Annotated in this window: 20 protein-coding genes and 2 tRNA genes; 16 read left to right on the forward strand and 6 right to left on the reverse strand. The window is 49.2% G+C overall.

Translation table 11 applies throughout. The features are described from left to right. Positions 1–63 precede the first annotated feature (63 nt). Both EKM83_RS00820 and addA read left to right on the forward strand, forming a co-directional pair. Complete coding sequence (locus EKM83_RS00820; RefSeq protein ID WP_125574751.1) at positions 64–3669, forward strand: PD-(D/E)XK nuclease family protein; 3606 nt, start codon at positions 64–66, stop codon at positions 3667–3669. Then, on the forward strand, positions 3653–7441 hold the full coding sequence (gene addA, locus EKM83_RS00825) for a helicase-exonuclease AddAB subunit AddA (RefSeq protein ID WP_125574752.1): 3789 nt from the start codon (positions 3653–3655) through the stop codon (positions 7439–7441). Before EKM83_RS00820 ends, addA begins: the two co-directional genes overlap by 17 nt. Positions 7442–7490: 49 nt before the next feature. Here addA and EKM83_RS00830 read toward each other — a convergent pair whose 3' ends face one another. From EKM83_RS00830 to EKM83_RS00855, 6 genes are all read right to left on the reverse strand, one after another. Beyond that, on the reverse strand, positions 7491–7682 hold the full coding sequence (locus EKM83_RS00830; protein WP_125574753.1) for a hypothetical protein: 192 nt from the start codon (positions 7680–7682) through the stop codon (positions 7491–7493). 63 nt (positions 7683–7745) lie between these two features. Beyond that, positions 7746–8915 carry an acetyl-CoA C-acetyltransferase gene (locus tag EKM83_RS00835; RefSeq protein WP_125574754.1) on the reverse strand — a complete coding sequence of 390 codons (1170 nt, stop codon included), beginning with the start codon at positions 8913–8915 and terminating at the stop codon, positions 7746–7748. Between the two features lie 162 nt (positions 8916–9077). After that, the gene (locus tag EKM83_RS00840; protein ID WP_125574755.1) at positions 9078–9641 is read right to left on the reverse strand and encodes a TIGR01440 family protein; all 564 of its coding nucleotides are present in this window, start codon (positions 9639–9641) and stop codon (positions 9078–9080) included. Between the two features lie 15 nt (positions 9642–9656). Beyond that, positions 9657–10157 (reverse strand): ECF transporter S component, encoded by a 501-nt coding sequence (locus EKM83_RS00845; protein ID WP_125574756.1) that lies wholly within the window; start codon positions 10155–10157, stop codon positions 9657–9659. Continuing rightward, a complete protein-coding gene (gene thiD / locus EKM83_RS00850; protein ID WP_125574757.1) occupies positions 10154–10954 on the reverse strand; it encodes a bifunctional hydroxymethylpyrimidine kinase/phosphomethylpyrimidine kinase in 801 nt (266 codons plus the stop codon). The genes EKM83_RS00845 and thiD overlap by 4 nt, the downstream gene beginning before the upstream one ends. A gap of 30 nt (positions 10955–10984) precedes the next feature. Further along, positions 10985–11518, reverse strand: a complete 534-nt coding sequence (locus tag EKM83_RS00855; protein WP_125574758.1) for a helix-turn-helix domain-containing protein — start codon at positions 11516–11518, stop codon at positions 10985–10987. A 200-nt stretch (positions 11519–11718) separates the two neighbouring features. Here EKM83_RS00855 and EKM83_RS00860 point away from each other — a divergent pair. From EKM83_RS00860 to EKM83_RS00925, 14 genes are all read left to right on the forward strand, one after another. Next, positions 11719–11791: transfer RNA gene (locus EKM83_RS00860), tRNA-Glu, on the forward strand. Between the two features lie 10 nt (positions 11792–11801). Further along, positions 11802–11873: transfer RNA gene (locus EKM83_RS00865), tRNA-Gln, on the forward strand. Positions 11874–11950: 77 nt separating this feature from the next. After that, positions 11951–12514: a GNAT family N-acetyltransferase gene (locus EKM83_RS00870; RefSeq protein WP_125574759.1), complete on the forward strand. Its 564-nt coding sequence runs from the start codon at positions 11951–11953 to the stop codon at positions 12512–12514. A 278-nt stretch (positions 12515–12792) separates the two neighbouring features. Then, positions 12793–13383: a TetR/AcrR family transcriptional regulator C-terminal domain-containing protein gene (locus EKM83_RS00875; RefSeq protein ID WP_125574760.1), complete on the forward strand. Its 591-nt coding sequence runs from the start codon at positions 12793–12795 to the stop codon at positions 13381–13383. A gap of 210 nt (positions 13384–13593) precedes the next feature. Further along, positions 13594–15099, forward strand: coding sequence for an amino acid permease (locus tag EKM83_RS00880; protein ID WP_125574761.1), 1506 nt, complete (start codon positions 13594–13596; stop codon positions 15097–15099). 59 nt (positions 15100–15158) lie between these two features. Then, a complete protein-coding gene (locus EKM83_RS00885) occupies positions 15159–16604 on the forward strand; it encodes a glutamate decarboxylase (RefSeq protein WP_125574762.1) in 1446 nt (481 codons plus the stop codon). 65 nt (positions 16605–16669) lie between these two features. Continuing rightward, the gene (gene gltX / locus EKM83_RS00890; RefSeq protein WP_191987388.1) at positions 16670–18181 is read left to right on the forward strand and encodes a glutamate--tRNA ligase; all 1512 of its coding nucleotides are present in this window, start codon (positions 16670–16672) and stop codon (positions 18179–18181) included. A 271-nt stretch (positions 18182–18452) separates the two neighbouring features. Further along, a complete protein-coding gene (locus EKM83_RS00895; protein WP_225418599.1) occupies positions 18453–19310 on the forward strand; it encodes a hypothetical protein in 858 nt (285 codons plus the stop codon). A gap of 382 nt (positions 19311–19692) precedes the next feature. Further along, complete coding sequence (ptcA, locus tag EKM83_RS00900) at positions 19693–20727, forward strand: putrescine carbamoyltransferase (RefSeq protein WP_125574764.1); 1035 nt, start codon at positions 19693–19695, stop codon at positions 20725–20727. 62 nt (positions 20728–20789) lie between these two features. After that, positions 20790–22193: an APC family permease gene (locus EKM83_RS00905; RefSeq protein ID WP_125574765.1), complete on the forward strand. Its 1404-nt coding sequence runs from the start codon at positions 20790–20792 to the stop codon at positions 22191–22193. Positions 22194–22209: 16 nt separating this feature from the next. Then, positions 22210–23304, forward strand: coding sequence for an agmatine deiminase (gene aguA, locus EKM83_RS00910; protein ID WP_125574766.1), 1095 nt, complete (start codon positions 22210–22212; stop codon positions 23302–23304). Positions 23305–23372: 68 nt separating this feature from the next. Beyond that, a complete protein-coding gene (arcC, locus tag EKM83_RS00915; protein ID WP_125574767.1) occupies positions 23373–24317 on the forward strand; it encodes a carbamate kinase in 945 nt (314 codons plus the stop codon). 195 nt (positions 24318–24512) lie between these two features. Further along, a complete protein-coding gene (gene aguA / locus EKM83_RS00920; RefSeq protein WP_125574768.1) occupies positions 24513–25619 on the forward strand; it encodes an agmatine deiminase in 1107 nt (368 codons plus the stop codon). 2 nt (positions 25620–25621) lie between these two features. Continuing rightward, the gene (locus EKM83_RS00925) at positions 25622–26428 is read left to right on the forward strand and encodes a MurR/RpiR family transcriptional regulator (RefSeq protein WP_125574769.1); all 807 of its coding nucleotides are present in this window, start codon (positions 25622–25624) and stop codon (positions 26426–26428) included. Positions 26429–26477: the final 49 nt, after the last annotated feature.

A 26477-nucleotide genomic window follows, 5' to 3' on the forward strand; every position in this document is an offset into this window, starting at 1 on the left:
TTTCACTGGCAGATATGCTAGAATATAATCAACGAAGACGAGAACGAAAATGGAGGTTGGCTGATGAGTTTACAATTTATTTTGGGAAGCGCCGGGCAGGACCACCGGACGCCGATGGTCACGGCACTGGCACAACAGGTGACGGACCAGCCCGCCGATCAGGGCTATTACTTGGTGCCGAACCATATCAAGTTTGAAACAGAAGTGGATGTCTTGGCGGCGTTAAAGGCCCAGTTGGCGCCGGACCAGCCGTTGTTTGCACAGACGCAGGTCCAGGTCTTTTCATTTACCCGTTTGGCCTGGTTCTTCATGAAAAACGAGCCGGTCTACCAGCTCCCACGGATCTCTACGGCGGGCCTCAATATGTTGATCTATCAAATCATTCAAAGCCATGCGGATGAGCTGACTATCTTTAGAGGTGAGGTCGATCGGCCCGGTTTTGTCAGCCAATTGACCACGCAATTAGCTGAGTTCAAGGTGGGCCAGGTCACGGCGGCGGACTTGATGAGTGCCATCGACCAGCTCCCCAGCAACAATGCGGACCTGCAGGCTAAACTACATGACTTGATGATCATTTACGACGCCTTTGAGACCCAGATGCTGGGCAAATACATTGAAAATACTGACTTACTCAATCAGCTGGCCGATTACCTGACCCAGCGAGTTGACCTCAGCCACGCGCATTTTTATTTGGAAGGCTTCTCACAATTGAGCGCGCAAGAACGGCAGCTGGTTGCGGTTTTGATTCAACAGGCGGCGAGTGTCACGGTAGCCTTGAATTTGGATAAGGCGTATCCGCAAGCTTTACCTGACCCGACCAATCTGTTCTTTCAGTCGGCCAAGACTTACCATCAATTGTATACGGTGGCACAGGCCAATCACGTGCGCGTCTTGGTGGACCAGCGGGCTAAATCGGCGCGGGTATCCGCGGACTTACAGGCGCTTGACGAGTACTGGCAGGCCAGCAATACCTTGGCGCCCTTGCCCCCACACGCCGCAACAACGCCGCAAGATATCCAAATCGTTCAGGCCGACAACCGCTACGTGGAAGTTTCGCGCGTGGCCACGCAGATTCGTCAGTTGGTGGCGACTGGTAAGTACCGCTACCAGGATTTCTTAGTGTTGGCGCGGCATTTGGACGCCTACCAAACGGTGATCGCTCCTATTTTTCAGGCGCAAGCGATTCCATATTTTGACGACGCCGATGTCCAAATGGCCGACCACCCCTTCGTGGAATTACTGAACAGCTTGTTTGACGTGCAACGCAAGAATTACCGTTACGCTGACGTCTTTCGGGTGTTGAAATCAGAACTGTTGCTCCCGAAGCAGGCGGATGGTCAGCCGCTGTCACTGCCAGCTTATCGACAAGCACTGGCGTTGACCGAAAACCTGGTCTTGAAAAATGGGTATGAGGGTCAACATCGCTGGACACAAGAAAAGGACTGGGTCTTCAACCGCTTTGCTACGGGGGATGGGGGGGTCCAAACCACTAAGGACCAACAAATCACGACGCAGATCAACCTGATTCGCCATTTCGTCAAACAGACCTTGCCCCCCTTCTTTGCCCGGCTCAAGGGGGCTAAGACGTACACCGAGGCCGTTGCCGTGCTCTACCAGTTTTTGGCCAACGCCGGCGTACCGGAACGGCTGATGGCCTGGCGGGACCAAGCCATTGATGCGGGGGACTTGGTCCAGGCCGGTCAACCCGAACAGACTTGGGCGACCTTCTGCCAAATTTTAGATGAGTTCCATACGATCCTTGGCGACACGCCATTTGTGCAAGCTGACTTTCAATCACTCCTACAAGCGGGATTTGCGGGGGCGAAGTTCAATCAGATTCCGTCGACCTTAGATCAGGTCACGATTTCTGAAAGCGGCATCGTCCAGGCCAATAATCGGCAGATCACCTTCCTGATGGGGGCCACGGCCGATGCCATGCCAGATGATCAGGTGCCAACGACCTTGCTCGCAGATAATGACCGCCAAGACCTGAGTGACCAGCTCCAGCAGGTCGATGAGAACAGCTACTTACGCGATGATGCCGCGACGCAATTGGCGGGCGAACCTTATTTGAATTACCTGGCCTTTTTGAGTGGCAGTGAGCAGCTGATCTTCAGCTACCCGGTCACCAGCGATGCAGACCATAACGGCTTGCAGATTTCGCCCTACGTAGCGCGGATTCGCGACTATTTCCAATTGCCGACCCAAATTGCGGCGGCGACGCCTCAAGCCGAAGACGCCGACATTTTGCCATTTATCGGGACCCGGCGGACCACGCTGCGACACTTGGTACAAGCGGGTCACGACAGTCAATTGCGCGAAAAGCCACTGTCTAATGCCTGGCTGTACGTGTTGCACCTGCTGCGAGCTGACCCCAATTACGGGGAGTTGACGACCAAATTACTGGGCAGTCTGAGTTACCGCAACGTGCCGACGCCGCTGACGCCAGACATTGTGACCCAGCTGTACGGCAATAAGATCAACACCTCCATTTCCAAGTTAGAGGAATATTACGCCAACCCGTACGCCTATTACCTCAAATATGGGCTAAAACTGCAGGAACGCGACGTCTTTGAACTTTCGCCGGCTAGTACCGGGGAATTCTTCCATGCGACCTTAGATGGCCTGATGAAGCTGGTTAACCGTCAGCGCCTGGACCTAGCCGAGATGGACGACCAGCAATTACAGGAAATGACGGACGAGGTCATCGCCAAGATTCTGGATACGACAGCCAATCCCCAGTTCGCCATTCTGGAGAGCTCGCACCGCATGACCTATATTCGCGAGCAGTTGATCAAGACGATGCGGCGAATGGCGTCGACCCTCCAGGAGCAGAGCAAACGCACCAAGTTCCGGCCCAAGCGGACCGAGGTCCAATTTGGCCTCGGGGATGAGCAGGGCTTAGCGGCACTGTCTTTTGATGTGGGGAAGCAGCGTCAGGTCACGGTTCGGGGACGAATCGACCGGCTGGACGCCATGCAGGTCAATGACAAGACCTATCTGGGCATCGTGGACTACAAGAGCTCCGAACATAAATTCAGCTATCAAGATGCCTACTACGGCCAGGCGATGCAGATGTTGACGTACCTGGATGCTGTACAGAAAAATATGCCCGAGCTGCTGGATAACGTCACGACCAAGGACGCCGAACTGGCGGGGGCGGTGTACCTGCATTTGCAAAATCCGATTTTAAAGGCCGCCGACGTATTGGGGACGGACCTGGGGGATGCGCTGTTGAAGGCCGAGCAATATCAAGGCCTGTTGCTCGATGACCCAGACCTGCTGACCAACTTAGATACGCTGTTCGCCGATCCGGACTTCACCGGGAGTTCCTTACTCTTCCGGGGCCTGCGCAAAACTAAGAAGGGTATCAGCTCATATGGCAAGTTGTTAGTGAACCCCAATGAGCTGAAATTACTGTTGGCGCACACGGAACGCCTGATCAAGCGCGCGGCCACGGAGATTTTTGATGGCCACGTCGACCTCGCCCCCTTTCGGCAACAGAGTCGCACGGCCCTGCAGTATTCGCCGTACAAATCAATCATGCAATTTGATCCATTGCTAAAGGAAAACAACTACCGGGATCTCGCGGCGTTGAAAAAAGCTGACGTCATGGCAAAAATCAAGGCAGAACAAGGACAGGAGGGCCCCGATGAGCACGAAATTTAATTATACAAAAAGCCAACACCAAGCCATTTTCCAGACGGGCAATAACCTGTTGGTCTCGGCTTCGGCTGGCTCTGGGAAGACCCGGGTGCTGGTCCAACGAGTGATTGAACACCTCAAGGCGGGGATGGGCATCGACCACATTTTGATCGTGACCTTTACCAAGGCCGCCGCAGCTGAGATGCGTGACCGTATTCAGACCGAGATGCGTAAAGAATTAGCCGCCAATCAGGGTAACAGTGAGCAGCAACAATTTTATCTGCGGCAATTAAACCAGTTGCCAGTTGCGGACATCAGTACGCTGGATGCCTTTTGTCTGCGGATCCTGCAACACTACTACTATGTCATCGACCAGGACCCCGTCTTTCGGTTGTTAGCGGACGAGACGGAAAACACCTTGTTGCGCGATGAAGTCTGGGCCGACCTGCGTGAACAACTGTATGCTGATGACGACTCGGGTTTATTTGCCCGACTGACCGAAAACTTCTCGGGTGACCGGAATGATCAAGGGTTGGCGGACTTGGTCCAACAGACCTACACGTTTGCCAACGCGACCCCGGACCCGGCAGCTTGGTTGGCGGCGCTACCACAGCCTTATCAGTTGGACAGCGACCATCTGACCGGCACGACCTTTTATCAGCAACGGGTCAAACCGTTATTTACCGAACAACTCCAGCAGGTCAAAGCCGACCTGACCAGTGCCCAGCAGTTGGCTGTTCAGGCCGACCTGACCAAGCAGCAGGACCACTTGACCCCGTTACTCGGCCAGTTACAAGAGATTCAAGCACTGGTCGATGGTGATAGCTGGAACGCATTGCGCGCGGCGATTCAAAACTTTACTTGGGGCCGGGTGCCAGCCATTCGCAAGAATAACGAGGACTATCCGATTTACAACGAGCTGAAGAGTACTTACTATGACCCGGCCCGTAAGCAATTGGCCGCTTTGCAGAAGTCGTATCTTTTGCAAACGGAAGAACAAGCGTTGACGACCATTGCCAAGTCCGGTGAGCTGGTCGGTGAACTGGCGCGGGTAGTGACGGCCTTTCGGAACGCCTACCGCCAAGAAAAGCAGCGCCGCCACGTCTTAGATTTTGCGGACATCGAGCACGCGGCTTTAGAAATTTTGACCAGTGACACCGACCAATCCCGGCAGGTGGCCGCGCAGTTGCGGGACCAATACCAAGAGATCATGGTCGATGAGTATCAGGATACCAACGGCCTGCAGGAAGCCATTTTAACGGCCATTGCCCAGCCGGCGCCCCACGGTAACCTCTTCATGGTGGGGGATGTTAAGCAGTCGATCTACCGGTTCCGCCAGGCGGATCCCACCTTATTCATGGACAAGACTGACCGGTACGCGACTGACAGTGACGATGGACAGCTGATTGTCTTGGCCGAAAATTTCCGGTCGATGCGCAACGTGGATGACTTTACCAATTTGATTTTCAAACAGCTGATGGATCGAGAATTGGGCGAAATCGCCTACACCGGTTCGGCCCAACTGAAGTATGGGGCCACTTACTATGATGAGCAGGCGCCCGATGTGGCCAGTACGGCCGAGTTGCTGGTCTATTTGACCGAGGGCGACGAGGACGCAGCCACGGACGACGAACCGGTCGATGCTACTTTTCAGGTGGATAACAAACACCAGGGGGAAGTCCTCCTGGTGGGTAAGAAGATTCAGGAACTGGTGAATGCCAAGACGCCATTTTATGACCGGGACCAAAAGAAAGTCCGGCCAATCTCGTATGGCGATATCACCCTGTTAACGCCAACGCGGACCAATAATTTGATCATCACCGATGAATTGCGGCGGCTAGGAATTCCGGTCGTGGTCAATGACGCGCAAAATTATTTCAAGACCACCGAGATTCAAATCATGATGGCGTTGCTCAAAATCATTGATAATCCCTACCAAGATATTCCACTGGCGGCAGTTTTACGGTCACCAATCGTCGGTCTGAATGAAAACGAACTCGCCCAATTGCGAATCAATCAGAAGACTGGCGACTACTACCAGGCCCTGTTGCACTACCAACGGACCTTTACGGCGACGACGGCCAGTGATTTTCAGCTGAACGTGTACAATAAGATCAGCCATTTCTTGGAACAGCTCCAAACCTTCCGCGACGTCGCTCAGCAAAATGAACTGGTCACGCTGATCTGGCGAATCTACCAGGACACGGGCTTTTTAGACTACGTCGGCGGGATGCCGGCCGGTGAACAACGCCAGGCCAATTTGCACGCGCTGTATGAACGGGCGCAAAGCTACGAAAAGAGTAGCTTCAAGGGGCTCTTCCAGTTCGTCCGGTTCGTGGAGCGACTCCAGGAACGCGAGGCAGATTTGGCCGGGGCGCCCGTCCAATCAGCGGAAGATGCTGTGTCCGTCATGACGATCCATGGAAGCAAGGGGCTGGAATTCCCGGTCGTCTTCATCATGGACGCCTCGCGTGAGTTCAATAAGCAAGACCAGCAAGGCAATTACGTCATGAGCGGCCGCCGCGGCATCGGTATTGACTACTTGGATCCGACTAGCCGGGTCAAGACGCCCAGCTTACAAAAATTGGTCACTGCCCAAGCGATTTCGCGGGCCAGCCTGGCCGAAGAAATGCGGAAGCTGTACGTGGCCTTGACGCGAGCTGAGTCTCGGCTGTACATCGTGGGCTCGCACAAGACCCAGGCCGAAGCGATTACGGCTTGGGAACAGGCGTACCAGAGTCCAAAATTGGTGCTGAACGCAACGTTGCGGGAGAAAAGCACGGTGGCCAACTACTTGGATTGGATTGGCATGTGCTTGGTTCGCGATGGCAAATTCCCCGATGATCTGCGTCAAGGGACGGCAACATTTTCTGGCTTGGCTGGGGATCCCGCGAACTTTAGCGTGACCTTTGCGACGGCCAGTGAGCTGGCTCCGGCGGAAAGCGTCAATGCAGCGGCCGTGGATTGGTTGAAGACCAACAGTGAGTCTGCCGCCCAGGTGCCGGCCACGGCGGTCAATGGTGAGCAGCTCCAGCACATCATGGATTTCCGTTACCCACATCAGGCAGCGACCGTGACCACGGCCTATCAGTCCGTCTCGGAAGCCAAGCGTCTATTTGAGGACCCCGATAACGCCACGATTGGTGAGTACCAAGCCAGCGCGACTGGACAGACGGGTCATCGGTTCGTGACGCACGATTTTGCGCGACCAGAGTTCTTGCAGACTGTCCGCGAACCCTTGCCAACTGAAATTGGGAGTGCGACGCATTTGGTCTTGCAAAAGTTGGACGTAACCACGGCGCCCACTGCGGAAAGTGTGCAGGCGGTCATCGACCAACTGGTAGCCGATCAAGTATTGACGGCGGCGGTGGCCCAACGGATTCAACCAGCGGCCATCCTGCGCTTTTATGACAGTACCTTGGGCCAACAAATCTTGGCCGCCCCGGACGAACTCCACCGCGAAGTGCCATTTTCTCTGTTGATGCCGGCGCGTAGCTTATTTCGGGACTTTAAAGAGGCGGATTCTCAGGTGCTAGTCCACGGGATCGTGGATGGGTATTTGGAAACGCCGACTGGGGTGATCTTATTTGACTACAAAACGGACCACGTCAACGTCGAAGCTAAAGCCCGAAGTGAAGCCAAGCTGCTCGACCGCTACGGTGGTCAGGTCAACTTGTACGCTGCGGCGTTGAAGCAAATGACCGGCAAACCAGTGGTCGCGCAATATCTCTACTTGCTTGCGAGTGGGGACCTCTTAGCCGTACCCGTCAAGAAAATTCAGAATTTACCAGAATAACCAAAAACGAGGACGAACCGCCGGTATGACGATTCGTCCTCGTTTTAGATTATTGGTGAATCAAGAACAGTGAAATCAAGATAAAAATCTGAACGACCATGACGGCTAACACGCCGGTAAAGTACTTGGTGTAATGGCGGTCGTGGTGGAACAGCCCACCAAGGATGCTGGCGAGGACGATTAGGCCGACGACCAACATGATGATCAGTTTTAATTTAACGTCGAAGTCTGTGGTTAACATCGCGTACGCCCCTTGTCGTCAATTGTTATTGCCATTATACCAGAAATACCGGGGATACTGCGCCTAATCGCGTTCGATGGTCAAAGCAATGCCCATTCCCCCGCCGATGCACATGGACGCCAGCCCACGGTGCAGGTCGGCGCGAAGCAATTCGTGGAGCAGGGTGACCACGATGCGGGTCCCGGAAGCACCCAGGGGATGGCCGAGAGCAATGCTGCCGCCGTTGACGTTGAGTTTGTCAGCGGGGATGGCCAGATCACGTGCGATGGCGACGGACTGGGCCGCAAACGCTTCGTTGATCTCGAAACGGTCAATGTCGTTCACCGTTAGCCCAGCTTGACCCAGGGCACCTTGAATGGCCGTGACGGGTGCGTAACCCATCACGGCGGGGTCGATGCCGACCTCTTGGTAGCTGCGCAACGTGGCTAGGTAGGGCAGGTGGGCCGCTTGCGCCGCGGATTTGCGCATCAGGACCATGGCGGCCGCACCGTCATTTAGTCCCGCCGCATTGCCCGCCGTGACCGTGCCATCAGCCTTAAAGGCCGGCTTCAAATGGGCCAGTTGGTCCAAAGAGGTGGTCGTGCGGACGGCTTCATCGGCAGTAATGGTCGTGTCGCCAACGGTCACGGGAACAATTTCTGCCGCAAACCGGTCCGCGGCTTGGGCTTGGGTGGCTTTTTGTTGGGAATGCAGGGCAAAGGCATCTTGCTCGGCACGCGTGACGTGGTACTGTGTCGCCACGTTTTCGGCTGTCATGCCCATCGCTTCGCCGCCAAACGCATCGGTCAAACCATCGTTGGCCAAACTGTCGACTAACGTGGTGTGCCCTAATTTTTGCCCCCAGCGAATATCGTTGTTTAAGAAGGGGGCGTTGCTCATGCTCTCGGTGCCGCCCACCAGCACGGCATCGGCGTCGCCCATGAGAATAGCGCTTTGGCCCAGGCGGATGGCCTTGAGGCTCGACCCACAGACTTGATTGATGGTCATTGCCGTACTGGTGACAGGTAAACCGGCATTGAGTTCAATTTGGCGGGCCACATTTTGACCCAACCCCGCCTGCAGGACCGTGCCAAAAATTGTCTGTTGAATCGCGGCGGGCTCGAGCCCACTGCGTTTAACGGCAGCCTGAGCCGCGATGGTGCCCAGTTCAACGGCCGATAACCCCCGCAAGCTCCGTCCAAATTTGCCAATAGGGGTCCGCACCGCACTTACAATTACAACTTCATCTGCCATGGTGATACTCCTTTTCGATAGTCTCCGAACCTCAAATATAACCGACTTTGCCGGATTTGTCTTGAATTTTAGGTTGAAATTGGGCGGATTTGCTTTTTCTTAAGGAATTTTGGCCAATAAAAGAGACCAGCGTGGGTTAGGCGCTGGCCTCGGAGTTGTCGTTTAGAGGTTTGCTAAATCGTAGTTGGCACGTGGCCCGCCGACGTACTTCGGCCGTGATCGTAGTGCGGTGACGTGAGCGCCTCCCAGTTCGGTATAGGTTGGCCGAACTGGGACCTGGACGAATTTGACGTGCATGCCAATGGCCGTGTCGCCAATGTCTAGACCGGCCGCGGCCGTCACGTGTTCGACCTCAACGGGATCGTCAAATTGTTTGAAAGCGGCAATGGAGCAAGCCCCACCGGCGTGCAGTGCGGGGACGACGGTCACGATTTCTAAATCGCGTTGCTGGGCCACAGTTCGTTCGACGACCAGACTGCGGTTGATGTGCTCACAGCCTTGTACAGCTAAGTTAATGCCTAAGGGATCCAGTTGGTGCTTCAAGGTCTTGATGACCAGTTCGCCCACAGTCAGATCAGAGTTTTTACCGATGTGGCCGCCAACGATTTCGCTGGTGGAGCACCCCAGCACGAAGAGGTCGCCGCGGTGGAGTTGGGCGGTCGTGAGAATATTTTGAATATCAGTAGTCAGTTCTTTAGTAAATTCAACAGTGTCAATTGAGAGCATAATGAAAGTCCTTTCTTAAATTGAGTGAGGTACGAGTTTGCGCAAGCTGCCAACCATGGCAGTCGTGACCGCCATACCGAAGGCGACTTGCAAGCAGTTGCCAAATACAGAAGCGAGTCCAGCAGGCCACCCGAAGAGTAAGGCAGTCGCGCAGAAATAGCCACCAATCATGATGGCGCTTCCAATTAAGAGCGGCCCGAAATAGGTTTTGAGGGTTGGTCGCCGCTGAGAAGTCAGATAGCCCACGGTGAATCCTTGAGTACCGTGGATCACTAGGGAAAAGAGGCACCAAACGGGATACCCGGTGATGATATCAATGAGAAAGCCGCTACCGCCCCCCACGATAGCCCCGACTTTGGGGCCAAACAGAATGGCACTGGTATAGATACCGACTTCACACAAGGTGACGAAGCCATTAGTAGCGGGGACGGGAATCACGACCAGGATGGATAGTGCAACGGTCATTGCGGTCAAGATGGCGGCGAGAATATTTTGCTTGAGGTGTGCATGAGTCATGGGTGGACCTCCTTTTGACGGTAGGCGCCTTGCCAAACACTGCCAAGATGCGGACTGATAGGGATGCCAGCTTGAATGCCCAGGTAAACAAAGCGCGTGGCGAGTTGAACGGCATCGACCAACGCATAGTTTCGTGCCAGTAAAGCTGTAATCGCAGCAGAAAAGGTGCAGCCAGCGCCATCCGTTGTGGTGACAGCTAGCTTAGGTGTTTCGAACCAGTGCTCACCAGATTCAGTCAGCAGATAATTGTAAGCCGTGTCGCCAGGAAAGCGACTGCCACATTTGATGACAACGTTGGGGCAGCCGAGGGCTTGGATTTTTTGGGCGGCTTGTTGGACGTCATCTTTAGTTTCAAGCTTGCTGACATTGCTAAGAAATGCTGCTTCTTCTAGATTGGGTGTGACTAGGTAGGCAACAGGAAGAAGTAGTGACTTCATGGCGTCTGTGTAGACCTTCTGGAAGTAGTGGGCCCCCTCTTTAAAGAATAGAACTGGATCAACTATTAATTTAATATCAGTATTCATTAGTTTTTTAATAATAACTAATAAATTCGAGAAATTACCAATTAAGCCAATCTTAGCAAAACGAATGGGAAGCTGTGAAAGGGTAGAATCAAGCTGCTCAGATAGAAGATCCGCAGACAATACATGGGATTGAATGCCGGTGGGATCAACATTGATTAGGCTAGTTATCGCACTAACACCAAAGACATTTAATTCCTCAAAAGTCTTTAGGTCCGCCTGAAGGCCACCACCAGCCAAGCTATCAGAACCAGCAATTGTTAAAACGGTTTCCAAGAGTTTAAACCTCCAATACTTAAAGGTGCCTCATCGATTTAAATCTAAAGGATAAGGGTGAACTAACAATTCATCAACGGAAATGTCGGCCATGTGAGCGAGTGGATAGAGGTAAAGTGGATTGGGACGATGCTCACCATTAATCCAGTAGGCCAATTTGGTAGTGCTAATCTGATAACCAAATTCATTAAAAATATCTCGAGAAAATTTGGTGACGCTTCTTTTCTCTGGATAGTTTTGGATTTGAAAAAATTTCGCTGGTACATCCTGCAAGCTTTCAGAGGATAGTTGTGTCAGCAATTCTGGTGGTACGTCGGTAGTTGAGAGGTCGTAGCTAGGCTTTAGCATGTTATCTAAACTGGTCGCACCCAATTCTGCAATAGCGATTAGGAAGGGAAGTCTGGGAATAGACTGACCTCTTTCCCAACGAATGAGGGTCCCGCGGCCGACGCTCTTTCCTGTGAGAGTTGTGAGTTCTTGCGTAAAACGCGAGTAGTTATCAGCAAAACGACGTTGACGAATCTGACTAATTTTGAAAGATAAGTAGAGTTGATTGGGTGCCATTATGCGCTTCCTTTCTTCTAAGTTGATAAGTTAATTGTAGGTGAGGTAAGGATAAATTGACTTAGACAGCTCAGCAGTATTGTCAAAAGGATTAGTTCTTTTGACAAATCAAGTGTTCTGTATAGTGACGAAAATTGGTGATGGGCGCATAATGTATTTGTTGAGTTAAGCAAGGACAACATAACTTACAAACTTGTTATGACCCGTTGGTCAAGTGGTTTAAGACACCGCCCTTTCACGGCGGTAACATGGGTTCGAATCCCGTACGGGTCATTTTTATATTTGGGCTATAGCCAAGCGGTAAGGCAACGGGTTTTGATCCCGTCATGCGTTGGTTCGAATCCAGCTAGCCCAATCAAAAGGAGGTATCTGCGAAGTGTCAGGGATTGTGCAGATACCTCCTTTTAAAATAAATTCGAAGGTGGTGCTGGCATGCTGTTAAGACAGGCACAAATGAACGACTTACCACAAATTTTAAAGATGGTTGGTGACGGAAGGCGCTTTTTGGCGGCGCAGGGAATTGATCAATGGCAAGGAAATTATCCGCAGACCGCAACGTTAGTAGCCAACATACAGCACCAGCACACCTACGTGTTGGTGCAAGCAAATCAAATTTTAGGAGCGGCAGCGGTGGTTCCTGGAATTGATCGAACGTATCAGCAAATCATGACTGGGCAATGGCTGACTGACGGATCTGATTATTTAGCTATTCATCGGGTGATGGTATCGACTGAACATCATGGTGAGGGTGTGGCCGAAAATTTGATTCGGGAAATACTTGCAGAGACGGATAAGTTAACTAGCTATGCGAGTGTACGGATTGATACGCACCCTCAAAATAAGGCGATGCAACATATCATTATGAAATGTGGCTTCACTGCAATTGGGACGGTCAACTTGACGGCCATTGGGAAACCGCATACAAACAATTTTGCCTATGAACGGCTAAATGCTAACGTTCCGGCAAAGCGATTTAAGGGGTCATTAGTTGATTGATTTATAATATTTGACACATTTTTATTTTAAAAGCCGGTTAGTTTTCAAAGACTGTTTGAAAGCAAACCGGCTTTTAACGCGGGATGAAGGGTATGGAATCAGTAAAATTGATTTATCGCGTGCTAGTTTCCAAAAAAACACTAAAAATTATGAAAATTATCCGATTTAATTCAATTTAGTCCATATCCTATACAAAACCTCAAATGTGTCTATACTAAATTGAATTGCCACGGGGCAAAATTGACCTTGGAGCAACCTATGGAAATGGAGATGAGGGTATGGAATCAAGAACGAAAGACATTCTGGGGGCGACGCTGCAAAAAATGGCTTCAGATGAACAGTTTGACTCAATAACAGTTAAGCGTTTGGTACTGGAAAGCCATGTTAACCGGCAAACTTTCTACTACCATTTTCAAGATAAGTATGACTGCTTGCAGTATCAGTTGTACCAGGATGCTAATCGCTTAGTGGGGGAAGTTACGGCTGCCAATTGGTTAGAGTTGTATCTAAGTCTGTTCCGCTATATTGATACGCATCAGAATTTCTTTCAGCACATTAGCGAGTCTCATGCGTATTCGTACGGGGATGATTTTATCTTGCAAGTCATCGATTTGATTGTTACTAAGTTAACAAAATCGTTGCAACAGGAGTGTCCTCAGCTAAAGATTACAGATCAATCTGGATTATTGTTATTTGAATATGGGCTGCAAGGAATAGTCCGCAACTGGTTTCGCGATGGATTACGAGAGAATCCGGCAATACTGGTTGAAAGTGTCAGTAAAGTCAGTAGGCAACAAGTGGGTACATTGTTTGATGGCATAAGTGATAAAGCAATGGCACTATTTAAACAACAATTATTATCTGTCTAACTCTTATACATAACACATCCACTGTCTATTCTCTATTTTGGGCCGGGGGATTACCCTGAACTTGTTAACAAAATAACTATCCGCAAACTGGTTTTGTGGGTAATCTTCGATACTCGGCCGAGTATTCAATATTCAAATTGAAAACGCTAACAACCGTTTCAACGATGAGACGGTCAATCGTTTCAATTTGATGCGAAGGGATTGTACAAAGTGGATGAAAATAAGTCTGGACAGCAGATTGATACGCAAAAAGCTAACCGGATAACTGGATTCCAGTTATTTTCAATGACCACCTCCATGGTCATGACGGTTTATGGTTTTGCGGCATTTGCTAAGCAAGGACCGACAGCGTTCTTCTACCTATTCCTAGCTGGGATTCTCTGGTTTTTACCAGTAACAAGAACCTCAGGGGAAATGGCCTCTATTGATGGCTGGAGTAAGGGTGGTATCTTTACTTGGTCACGAAATATGCTAGGTGAACGCGCCGGTTGGTCGGCATTGTTCTATCAATGGATTCACATTACGGTGGGTATGAACACGATGATGTACTTCATTATCGGTTGTTTCTCCGTAACGTTTGGGTTGCCAATCATCACAGATAATCCTCTGGTCAAATTTATTTTGATGATGGTTATTCTCTGGGGATTGATTGCTCTGCAGCAAAGAGGGACAAGTGTTACTGGTAAGATTGCACAATGGTGTTTCACGTTGGGCGTTATTATTCCTGTTTTCTTCTTGCTCTTCTTATTCATTATGTATTTAGTTAAAGGCAATCCAACCATGATCGATGTTAACGTACACACGATTCTGCCTAAGAATTGGAGTGGTAGCGTGCTGGTTGGGTTTGTGCCATTCATCTTAGCGTTTGCGGGGGCAGAAGGTTCTGCGCCACACGTTAAGGACTTGGACAAGCCTAGCGTCTATCCTAAGGTCATGATGGCCTTGGCAATCGCGGCCATTTGCTCCGATATCATCGGTAGTATGGCAATTGCCATGACGATTCCTAATGATCAAATTCAATTGAGTAACGGGATCGTTTACGCATACGGTGCATTGGTTAAGGATTACGGCGTCAGCGTAGTCTTTGTTGAAAAGTTAACTGGGTTCTTACTGGCTGTTGGTGTTCTTGGTGAAATCAGCAGTTGGGTAGTTGGTCCAAACTCCGGGATGTTTGAAGCCGCTAAGGCAGGTTATCTACCACCACGGTTCTCTAAGGCCAATAAGTATGGTATTGAAACCAATGTCATGATTCTTCAAGGGGTTATTGTTTCTATCGTCGGTGCACTGCTGACCTTTGGTGCCGGGGGGAATAAGTCGAGCCTTTCCTTCCAAATCGCCATGAGTTTAACGGTGGCACTGTACACCTTGATGTACATGCTCATGTTCATTAGTTACTTAGTCTTACAGTTCCGTTACAAGGATCTCCACCGAAGCTTCGTAGCTTCTAAGTCGAGTGCCTTACGGATTGTTTACGGTAGTTTAGGATTTATTTTGTCAGCCTTTGGATTTGTCGTTACTTTCTTCCCACCAGCTGATTTGTCATTAGCGTCTAAGCATACGTACTCAATTCTCTTGATCAGTGCGTTTGTAGTTATGTTGGTCTTACCGTTTATTTTGTATCGGTTCCACGAACGGTGGGCTAATCAACTGGGTGTCAACATTGATAAGGTACCCGGTGTCGCAGCGGATGAATCATTGGAAAAGGAAACTAAGTAAGCTAAATATATTTATTAAGGAGGTAAGCCATACCTGTAAGTTAGGTATGACAACACATTATGACTAAACAGGATCAGGAAACGCAGCAGATTATCAGTGATGTTGATTTAGAAAAGACGTTCCTCGGTAGCGTTGAATCTGGCAAGTCATTGCCAACGAACACTTTACCAGAGCACCCAATGGCTCCTGATGTTGCGGCGCAATTGGTAGAACACTATCGGTTGAACGAAGCCAAGGCTAACCAAAACTTGGCAACGTTCTGCACGACGCAAATGGAACCACAAGCAGATGAGTTGATGAAGAACGCGTTGAACACTAACGCGATTGACAAGTCTGAGTACCCAAAGACGGCTGCTATGGAAAACTACTGTGTCAGCATGATTGCCCACCTTTGGGGTATTCCTGACAACGAGAAGATCTACGATGACTTCATCGGGACTTCGACAGTTGGTTCTTCTGAAGGGTGCATGTTAGGTGGTTTGGCCTTACTGCACAGCTGGAAGCATCGTGCCAAGAACTTAGGTTTTGACATTGATGACTTACACACCCACAAGCCTAATTTGGTTATCATGTCTGGTTACCAAGTTGTTTGGGAAAAGTTCTGCACGTACTGGAACGTTGAAATGCGTCAAGTTCCAATCAACGGCGATCAAGTATCATTGGATATGGACAGTGTCATGGGTTATGTTGATGAAAATACTATTGGTATTATCGGTATTGAAGGGATTACGTACACTGGCTCAGTTGATGACATCCAAACCTTGGATCAATTAGTTACTGAGTACAACAAGACGGCCGTAATGCCAGTCCACATTCACGTAGATGCTGCCTTCGGTGGGTTGTTTGCCCCATTTGTTGACGGCTTCAAGCCTTGGGACTTCCGGTTGAAGAACGTTGTTTCCATCAACGTTTCTGGACACAAGTACGGTATGGTTTACCCAGGTTTAGGGTGGATCGTATGGCGTCACAATGATTCTGACACGTTGCCAGAAGAAATGCGTTTCCAAGTTCCATACTTAGGTAAGACGGTTGACTCCATTGCCATTAACTTCTCCCACAGTGGGGCGCATATCAGTGCACAATACTACAACTTTATCCGGTTTGGTAAAGACGGATACAAGGCCATTATGCAAAATGTTCGGAAGGTTTCTCTGAAATTGACCGAAGCTTTAAAGAAATACGGGATCTTTGATATTTTAGTCGATGGGTCACAATTACCAATCAATTGCTGGAAATTAGCTGATGATGCAAATGTTAAGTGGACATTGTACGACTTGGAATCTGAATTGGCTAAGTATGGCTGGCAAGTACCAGCTTACCCACTACCAAAGAACCGTGACGATGTTACCATCAGTCGGATCGTTGTGCGGCCTTCAATGACCATGACGATTGCAGATGACTTCTTGGCTGACTTGAAGTTGGCTGTTGATGGTTTAAATCACAGCTTTGGGACAGCAGATGCTGCTGACGCCGATGCTGATAACAAGACCACGGTCCACAACTAAGCTTTAGGCTAAGCCAGCACTTGAATCATAGTTCGTAAATGTAAGAGCATAGAGGAGGAATTAGTGTGAGTGAAAATTCAGGATTGAGAAAGAACGTACGGGTGAGATATGCCCCCAGTCCAACTGGTTTCCTGCATATCGGTAACGCCCAATCCGCCTTATTCAACTATTTGTTTGCGCGTCACTATAACGGAACGATGGTGCTGCGGATTGAAGATACTGATGTTAAGCGGAATGTACCGCATGGTGAAGATAGCCAAATTGAGAACTTGCATTGGCTAGGAATCGACTGGGATGAAGGGCCAGATAAGCCTAATCCCAAGTACGCCCCTTATCACCAAACCGAGAGAAAAGACCTCTATCACCGTTACATTGAACAGCTATTAGATCAGGGACTGGCTTACAAGGACTACGCAACTGAAGAAGAATTAACGGAGATGCGGGATGCACAACGCGCTAAGGGTGAAGCACCGCATTATGATGGCCGTTGGTATGGTAAGAGTGAAGCCGAACAACAAGCAGCTGAGGCAAAAGGGCTGAAGCCAAGTATTCGCTTGCACTTACCGGCTAACCATGAGTATGCGTGGGATGATATCATCAAAGGACATGTGTCATTTAATTCTGACAACATGGGTGGTGACTTCATTATTGAAAAGAGTAATGGAATGCCAACCTATAACTTTGCCGTTGTAATTGATGACTACTTGATGGATATCACAGACGTCTTGCGTGGGGATGACCACATTGCGAACACCCCTAAGCAAATTGCTGTGTACGAAGCTTTGGGAATCACACCGCCTAACTTTGGTCACATCACGTTAATTTACAATCCCAAGACGCGGAAGAAGTTAAGTAAGCGTGACAAGGAAACGTTGCAATTTATTAGCCAATACAAGAATCAAGGCTACCTGAGTGAAGCAATCTTTAACTTTATTGCTTTCTTAGGCTGGTCTCCTGTTGGTGAAAAGGAAATCTTCTCGCGTGAAGAGTTAATTAAATTGTACGATCCTAGTCGGATGTCTAAGTCACCAGCTTACTTTGACCAAAACAAGTTGGATTGGACAAACGCAGAGTACATTAAGAAACTTGACTTGGATGACATGACAGATCGGGTGTTGAACCTGGTTGATGAAGGTCAAACGGATATTGCTAAACAAGTCCAAGGCTTACAATTGCCTGACTTACGTGGATTTACGAAGCAAATTTGCAAGATCTATCAAACGGAAGTCTATCAACTGAGTCAAATTATGGAAAAGATTGTTTGGTACTCGAATATTCTGGACGAAGTGATTGATTACAGTCAACTCAATCAATTCGACAGAAACGAAACACTAGCAGTTTTGAAGAGCTTCAGAGATCATGTTCAAGACTTGCAAGAAGATGCGGTGGTTCGTGATTTTAACCAAATCATTAAAGATGTTAGCGTAGACTCGGGGGTTAAGGGCCGGAACCTCTACTTCCCACTGAACGTTTCATTTACGGGGTCGCAATCGGCACCACAAATTAATGAAATTCTGCAACTCTACTCAACTAGCACCATTATCGCTTTGCTGAATAAAGCAATTTCAGCATTGTAAGTCTCAACTTCTTTCAGGAAGAATGGAAAAGGGTAATCTCGTCGGATTTTGACGGGATTACCCCTTTTCTGTTCTGATAGAATAGGGGAGGATACTTAAGAAAAAATACAATTGAACTTTAAAAAAATAACGGGCTTTACTTTATTTTTGAACAGTTTGGTGTATCGTATTAGATAACAAATTATAGAAGGGAGCTTTGAATATGTATAGCAGTGTACTTTTAGCAGCAGGATTGGGCTACTACCTATTTGTGTATAAAGGAGTGGACAGAATGCAGCAGCAAAAGAACAGCGACACGACTGAGAATTTCCCCAGCTATCCGTTGACTCAAGCTGAAGCGATGAAGTGCTATTTACATTCGAAGCTTCCTTGGGGTGCCTCGATAGGCGATACGTATGTTTATGCAAAGTCGTTTCCGACGAATCGCTTACCTGACAATCAATCGCGTCAAAAACTATTGGCTAAATTCAAGAATAATGTCATGCGTTTACGGGGAACAGAACAATTACCTGCCGATGCGATTCGGTACATTGACAAGGTCGACATGTCTCTGGCGTTGACCACGGTACGCGCGATGACACCAGATGATGCAATTGCTTTGTATAAGCGACAAATGCGCTATCTGTCAATGTTTATCAAGCAAGGCAATCCGTTTGGCACCATTGAAAATCTGCTGGATAATGCCTCGGTGTTCTCGCGGGCGTCTGGCCCAGACGGACAACCGGCAACTAAATTTTCCGGTAATTATGCATTGTTTTTGCAAGATTATTATTTCTGGATGTATTACCCAACGCTGAATGAATGGAATATCTATAAGGTCCAACAACAACGTAAGCTGGAAGAAGTCGAACGAGATGTCTTCTCCTTCTTGAATGGCGATGAAAATGGTTTTGTCACCAACGAGTCCGGCAAGATTGTGACCACCTGTTTTTCAACGGTGGGTCTGGAAATAATCGCTAATTTGTTAAAGCCAGATCGCACGGTGGTACCACAACTAGAGGCTTATGAAGCCGCCTTTACGGATGATATTTGGAAAAACTATTTTCCCTACACGTGGGCGGAGGTGAATCGACGCCAGGCAAGTATCGATTTGCATAACTGGGTAAAAGAATTTGATCAAAAAGAATAATGACCACACCAAGAAGCTCGTTAATCCTGAGACAGAGGATTAGCGAGTTTTTTTGTATTGTCGCGGAAAATGATGAATAATTTTCGGCTTTATGTATAAAATCACGGCAGAATCGCCGGTGTACCGGAGTGGTGATTCTATGTTTCATATTTCACGAAGTGTATCAAAGATAGGTCACCCTTGAATTGACGACTCCAGTGGGCGCGGGTCTTAGCGCCCCCAACCAACGAAACATGTTTCACCAAATGAAACGAGAAACACCCCGGTATAGCGGGTGTCAGCTTCTTTGAAAACGCTTCCCAAGGCTGCATATTTCCTTTATGCTAAGCACGTAATCAATTGATACGAACTACACAAATAAACTTATAGAGGGGTAATTGAAATGACTAAACGTGATTTTATTGACACCAACACTTACACGAAAGACGAAATCCAATACATGATTGAATTGGGGATCAAGATCAAGGAATCCATCAAAAACGGTTACTACCCACCACTGCTGAAGAACAAGACGTTGGGAATGATCTTTGAACAATCTTCCACCCGGACCCGGACCTCTGCTGAAGCTGCCATGACTGAATTAGGTGGCCATGCCCAATACTTAGCACCCGGCCAAATTCAATTAGGTGGTCACGAATCCATTGAAGATACCTCACAAGTTCTGGGCCGGATCCTCGATATCATTGGTGCCCGGGTTGAACGTCACCACACCGTTGCTGAAGTTGGAAAATTTGCTAAAGTCCCAGTCGTTAACTTCATGAGTGACTACAACCACCCAACCCAAGAACTTGGGGACATCATTACCATGACGGAACACTTGCCAAAGGGTAAGAAGCTCAGCGATTGCAAGATTGTCTTCGTCGGCGACGCCACCCAAGTCTGTGTTTCCACCATGTTCATGGCTACCAAGATGGGAATGGACTTCGTACAATTTGGCCCTAAAGGCTTCCAAATCAAGCCTGAAACTTTGGCTATCGGCAAGAAGAACGCTGAAGTCTCTGGCGGTTCTGTCTTAGTCACCGAAGATGCTGATGAAGCCTTGAAGGATGCCGACTTCATCTACACCGACGTTTGGTACGGTCTGTACGAAGCCGAATTGTCCAAGGATGACCGGATGAAGATCTTCTACCCGAAGTACCAAGTCAACGCTGACTTAGTTGCCAAGGCTTCTGATCACGTGAAGTTCATGCACTGCTTGCCAGCTACTCGGGGTGAAGAAGTGACCGACGAAGTCATTGATTCCGATTACTCCATTGTTTGGGATGAAGCTGAAAACCGCAAGACGGCGATGCGCGCTATCTTCGTTTACCTGTTGAATCCAGAATTAAAGTACGCTTCTAAGGCCGTTGCCGACAAGTACGATGCTGAATTTGAACTGATGCTGCGGAACGCCGTTGACGAACGGAATGCGAAGTAACCCGTTTGTCAGTTTGAGATCCGCACGGCACCAAACGATCGCGGACTAGAGGAGATAGGATCATGGACACTAACAAGAAAAAATTTAAATTATTCGATGCCGTCCTGATGGCGGTCGTCGTGGTAATGGTCGTCGAGTCAGTTGCGCCCGCAGCTGCCATTGGACCCTCCCAGTTCTTCTGGTGGTTCTTCTTACTGATTTTGTTCTTTATCCCATACGGCTTGATTTCTTCCGAGTTGGGGACGACTTACACCGGTGATGGGGGGCTGTATGACTGGGTCAAACAAGCCTTTGGCCCCCGCTGGGGTGGTCGACTGGCCTGGTTATACTGGATCAACTATCCGTTGTGGATGGCCAGTTTGGCGGTGTTATTCGTTCAAATTGCCGAACAGATCTTTAAGTTTAAAGTGAACACCTGGGGCTCGATCCTCATTCAACTCGCGTTTGTTTGGTTTGTCGTGCTAGTTGGGAATAAGCCAGTTTCTGAGAGTAAATGGATCATGAACCTGGCGGCGTTTGCCAAAATCGTCACGATCCTGGCCTTAGGTGGCCTAGGAATCTACGTCGCCGCAACACGCGGTGTCGCCAATAGTTTCACCGTTCACAGTTTATTGCCACAAATGAATCTCTCTGGATTAAGTAATTTATCCGTGATTATCTTCAACTTCTTAGGGTTTGAGGTCGTCGCCACCATGGCTGATGACATGGACAACCCTAAGAAACAGATTCCCCAAGCCATCATCATTGGTGGTATCCTGATTGCCGTTTCCTACCTGTTAGGGGCCTTCGGGATGGGGGCCGCCATTCCAACAGACAAGTTGTCTGCTTCCAGCGGTCTGATTGACAGCTTTGTGTTGCTGATTGGTCATATGAATTGGTTTGTTGTTTTGATTGGGATTTTCTTCTTGTACATCTTAGTTTCCGAAATGATTTCCTGGGCGTTAGGTGTGAACTACGTGGCCGACTATGCCGGCAAAGATCACGTCTTGCCTAAGATTTTCGGCAAGGAAGATGCTAAGGGCATGCCAGTTGGGACCGGATACCTGAATGGTGTCGTTGCCTCAGTGCTGGTCATTGCCAGTCCATTTATCCCGAATCAAGATATTTTCTGGGCGTTCTTCTCTCTGAACGTGGTGGCATTACTGTTATCCTACACGATGATGTTCCCGGCCTTCTGGGAATTGCGTCGTAAGGATCCAGATGCTGATCGGCCATTCAAGATTCCTGGTGGCCGGGTTATGGTAAACTTAATGACCTGGGTACCCGAAGTCTTACTGATTTTGACGATCATCTTCTCGGTATTCCCAATGAATTCATCAGCCGCAGAAATTTCTGCCAAAATGCCCGTTTTGATTGGAACGATTTTGACCTTAGTGGTTGGTGAAATCGTGGTTCGGTACGCCGAGCACCACGCCCCGAAAGCAGAAACTGCTACGACGGTTAAAGAAAATACGAACTTAGAATAAGGAGCTGAAATAAATTATGAAGACTTTAGATAGTACCCCGAAACAAGACGGTTACCGCATGCCTGGTGAATTTGAACCCCACAAAGGTGTTTACATCTTGTGGCCACAACGTCCAGACAACTGGCGTAATGGTGGGAAGCCGGCGCAAAAGACTTTCGTTGAAGTAGCCAAAGCCATTTCGCAATTTGAACACGTGACGGTTGGCGTGAACGATGATCAATTTGCCAATGCCCGGAACATGTTGCCTGACGACGTGGAAGTCGTGGAAATGTCGAATGATGATTCCTGGATTCGTGACTGTGGCGCAACCTTTGTGAAGAATGACAAGGGCGGCCTGCGGGGCGTTGACTGGACGTTCAACTCATGGGGTGGCCTGGTCGATGGCCTCTACTTCCCTTGGGATAAGGACGACCGCGTGGCACAAAAGATGACGGAACTGGAACACGTTGACCGGTACCGTTTGGATGACTTCATTTTGGAAGGCGGCTCCATCCACGTCGATGGTGAGGGGACGTTGATCACGACCGAAGAATGCCTCTTATCTGACGGGCGGAACTCACAACTGTCCAAGGAACAGATCGAAGAAGTATTGAAGGAACATCTGAACCTGAAGAAGGTCATTTGGCTAAAGCGCGGGATCTACTTGGACGAAACCAACGGCCACGTAGACAACATCGCCAACTTCGTGAAGCCAGGCGTTGTGGCCTTGGCTTGGACGGATGACAAGAACGATCCACAATACGAAATCTCTAAGGAAAATTTGGATATCTTGGAAAGCGCAACGGATGCTAAGGGCCGTAAAATCAAGGTCGTTAAGCTCTACTTGCCAAAGCCAATCACCATTACCAAGGAAGAAAGCGAAGGCGTCGACGCTGTTGATGGGACCTTACCACGGACCGAAGGCGAACGCTTAGCTGCCAGCTACGTGAACTACTACACGGCTAATGGCGGTATCGTCTTCCCACTGTTCGGTGACCCAGCCGACGAGAAGGCCAAAGCAACACTGGAAGAACTTTACCCAGACCGCAAAGTTGTGGGCGTTCCCGCTCGTGAAGTCTTACTCGGTGGCGGTAATATCCACTGCATTACGCAACAAGTTCCTGAAGCTTAAGTAGGAGCTGTGAAAGGTCAGGTGAAGAGCCTGGCCTTTTCTGTTAAAGAATAAGGAGTGAATCCATCATGACAAAACGTAAAATTGTAGTTGCATTAGGCGGTAACGCCATCTTAGCTGACGATGCTTCGGCGGCGGCTCAACAGGCGGCGTTGGCAAAAACGGCTAAGTCACTGGTCCAATTCGTCAAGCAAGGTGACCAGCTGATTATTTCTCACGGGAATGGCCCTCAAGTGGGGAACCTCTTGTTACAGCAAGCTGCTGGCAGCACAGCCAAGAACCCAGCGATGCCACTGGATACAGCTGTCGCAATGACGCAAGGTAGCATTGGTTACTGGTTAGAAAATGCGATGGACAAAGCCTTGGCTGATGAAGGTTTGACCCAAGATGTCGCAACGGTCGTCACACAAGTAGAAGTCGCCCCCGATGATCCAGCCTTCACGGATCCCAGCAAGCCAATCGGTCCGTTCTATACTGAGACCGAAGTTGCTGCAGAAAAGCAAGCTCACCCAGACAACGTCTATGTTGAAGATGCTGGTCGAGGTTACCGGCGAGTGGTGGCCTCACCTAAGCCCATCAACGTGAAGGAGTCGGCGGTCGTCAATGCCCTAGTCGATGCGGGGGTCATTCCCGTCTCGGTCGGTGGCGGTGGCGTTCCGGTCGTCCGCGAAGGGCATCAGTTAGTCGGTCGTGAAGCTGTGATCGATAAAGACTTTGCTTCTGAAAAACTCGCTGAATTAGTCCACGCTGACCTCTTGATTATTTTGACGGCCGTTGATCACGTCTTCGTGAACTTCAATCAGCCTGATCAAAAGCAACTGACTGACGTGACCTCAGCCGAATTGAATCAGTATATTCAAGAGAATCAATTTGCTAAGGGAAGCATGCTACCTAAGATCCAAGCAGCCTTAGACTTCGTGAACAACCGGCCTGATGGCAAGGTGGTCATTACGTCTTTGGCCAATGTTGGTGATTTCTTGGCCAATGGTTCTGGGACCATCATCCGGAAGTAAATAGCACGGGCTGGCGACATCGACTGCGGTTGATGTCGCCAGTTGTACATAGAAAAATGATCAGTTGGCAGTCAAATTAGTGTAGAATTGTGGAAGATATTTAACCAGTATATGCTGAAAACCTTTCAGGGGATGGGGATGACCTCGTCACTGCTGAACCGATCTAAAAATGATGAGATAAGCGGAGTGAGTAGAATGAGATTAGCACAAACACCGGCAGCGGACGGGTTCCGGATGCCGGGAGAATTTGAGAATCAAGCAGCCAGTTACATGATTTGGCCCGAACGACCGGACAATTGGCGAGAGGGTGGCAAGCCAGCACAGAAGGCGTTTGCCCGGTTAGCTGAGACCATTGCCCAGTTTGAGCCCGTGACCATGCTGGTCAATCAGGACCAGTACGCCCACGCTCGGGCTGAACTCTCCCCGGCTGTGCGCGTGGTGGAAATGAGTAGTAATGACTCGTGGATGAAGGATTGCGGCCCATTTTACGTCGTCAATGATGCTGGTGAGATTCGCGCCGTTGATTTCCAATTCAATGCTTGGGGTGGCCTGTTGGATGGCTTGTATTTTCCTTGGGATAAGGACAATCAAATTGCGCAAAAGGTCGCTGACTTACAGGAGTTTCCGGTCTATCAAGTAAATACTGTGCTCGAGGGCTGTGCGATTCACGTCGATGGTCAGGGTACTTTGATTGCAACCGAAAGTGTCGTTTTGTCTGAAGGCCGCAACCCTGGTGGTTTGACGAAGGCTGATGCGGAAAAAATCTTTCACGATTACCTCGGCGTGACCAAGACGATTTGGCTGCCAGAAGGGTATTTCATGGACGAGACCAACGGCGACGTTGATAATATGCTGAATTTTGTGGCGCCAGGGGAGTTGGTGCTGACTTGGACGGCTGATGAATCGGACCCGCAACACGAAATCAGCGAGGAGGCTTATGCTATTTTAGCCGCCGCCACTGATGCCCAGGGTCGCCATTTCAAGATTCACAAACTACAGACACCGCGAATCTTGAAGTTAAGTGAAGAAGAAGCTAATGGCGTGGACCCCATCAACGGAATGTTGCCGCGGGTGGCTGGTCAACGGCTGACGGCTAGCTATGTCAGTTACATCACGACCAATCAGGCCATTTTGATGCCAACCTTTGATGACCCCCAAGACGCAGTTGCCCAACAGCAATTGGCCAAACTTTATCCGGATCGGCAGATTGTTCCCGTACCGGCGACAGAAATTTTGACTGGTGGTGGGAATATTCACACGATTGCCGCTGGTGTTCCGGGACGGCAGATGGGAGGCAAGTAGCGATGAACTTCTTTGAAATCGTCAATGCACATCTCAGTGGTCTGACAGCCAACGAGCAAAAGTTGTTTGACTACGTCGTGAAAAATATGGATCAGATCAAGAACCAGAGTATCCGGGAGGTCGCTTCAGCTACCTACGTGTCGACGGCGACATTCTTACGGTTCGTGAAAAAGCTAGGGTTCTCTGGTTTCAGTGAATTTACCACGGTCATCAAATTCACATTGATCAATCGGCAGGATTCTGAGCAGGCAACCCCGTTTGTGGTGAAACAGACGGATTACCGGGAGGAATATCTGAAGAATATCAGTGAATCGGTCCGGGTCATGCAGCCAGAACGCCTACACCAAGTGGTGGAGCGGCTGGCGGCTCATCCGGATGTGTTCTTCTTCGCCAAGGGTGTCAGTAAGCATGCGGTCGAATACATTGATTACCTGTACACCATGGCGGGGTTCAAGACCCACTATCCACGAGACCATGACTTTCGGCGCCAGGCTTTGAGCCAAATTGACGGGGATGCACTGGTCTTCATCTTGACTTACGCGGGTTCTGACGGCGAGATGCTGGATATCATGAGTCGGCTGGTCGACAAGAAACCCAAGCCACTCCTGGTGTCGATTACTGAGCCAGATAATAATACGATTCAAAATTTGAGCGACATTAATTTCTACATCTTTACGGACGGGGTCACCATTAATGATACCGACATTAGTTCACGGATTTCGACGATTTCGGTGATGGAACTAATTCTGTATCAATATGTTGAAGACTACGGTGGTCGGGACTTCCGTTTTCAAAAGCGTGAGGAGTAAGGTTGCGATTTGCTTTTTCTTAAGGAATTTCTCTATAATAGACCTGAGA

It is taken from the genome of Levilactobacillus angrenensis, assembly GCF_003946085.1.
Taxonomy (GTDB): domain Bacteria; phylum Bacillota; class Bacilli; order Lactobacillales; family Lactobacillaceae; genus Levilactobacillus; species Levilactobacillus angrenensis.

Coding starts and splice junctions, on each gene's coding strand:
- EKM83_RS00855 (WP_125574758.1), bottom strand. CDS start 11,518: ATGGCACCCAATCAACTCTACTTATCTTTCAAAATTAGTCAGATTCGT.
- addA (WP_125574752.1), top strand. CDS start 3,653: ATGAGCACGAAATTTAATTATACAAAAAGCCAACACCAAGCCATTTTC.
- EKM83_RS00895 (WP_225418599.1), top strand. CDS start 18,453: ATGCAGCAGCAAAAGAACAGCGACACGACTGAGAATTTCCCCAGCTAT.
- arcC (WP_125574767.1), top strand. CDS start 23,373: ATGACAAAACGTAAAATTGTAGTTGCATTAGGCGGTAACGCCATCTTA.
- EKM83_RS00830 (WP_125574753.1), bottom strand. CDS start 7,682: ATGTTAACCACAGACTTCGACGTTAAATTAAAACTGATCATCATGTTG.
- EKM83_RS00905 (WP_125574765.1), top strand. CDS start 20,790: ATGGACACTAACAAGAAAAAATTTAAATTATTCGATGCCGTCCTGATG.
- aguA (WP_125574766.1), top strand. CDS start 22,210: ATGAAGACTTTAGATAGTACCCCGAAACAAGACGGTTACCGCATGCCT.
- ptcA (WP_125574764.1), top strand. CDS start 19,693: ATGACTAAACGTGATTTTATTGACACCAACACTTACACGAAAGACGAA.
- EKM83_RS00820 (WP_125574751.1), top strand. CDS start 64: ATGAGTTTACAATTTATTTTGGGAAGCGCCGGGCAGGACCACCGGACG.
- EKM83_RS00870 (WP_125574759.1), top strand. CDS start 11,951: ATGCTGTTAAGACAGGCACAAATGAACGACTTACCACAAATTTTAAAG.
- EKM83_RS00840 (WP_125574755.1), bottom strand. CDS start 9,641: ATGCTCTCAATTGACACTGTTGAATTTACTAAAGAACTGACTACTGAT.
- EKM83_RS00885 (WP_125574762.1), top strand. CDS start 15,159: ATGACTAAACAGGATCAGGAAACGCAGCAGATTATCAGTGATGTTGAT.
- EKM83_RS00845 (WP_125574756.1), bottom strand. CDS start 10,157: ATGACTCATGCACACCTCAAGCAAAATATTCTCGCCGCCATCTTGACC.
- aguA (WP_125574768.1), top strand. CDS start 24,513: ATGAGATTAGCACAAACACCGGCAGCGGACGGGTTCCGGATGCCGGGA.
- EKM83_RS00835 (WP_125574754.1), bottom strand. CDS start 8,915: ATGGCAGATGAAGTTGTAATTGTAAGTGCGGTGCGGACCCCTATTGGC.
- EKM83_RS00875 (WP_125574760.1), top strand. CDS start 12,793: ATGGAATCAAGAACGAAAGACATTCTGGGGGCGACGCTGCAAAAAATG.
- EKM83_RS00925 (WP_125574769.1), top strand. CDS start 25,622: ATGAACTTCTTTGAAATCGTCAATGCACATCTCAGTGGTCTGACAGCC.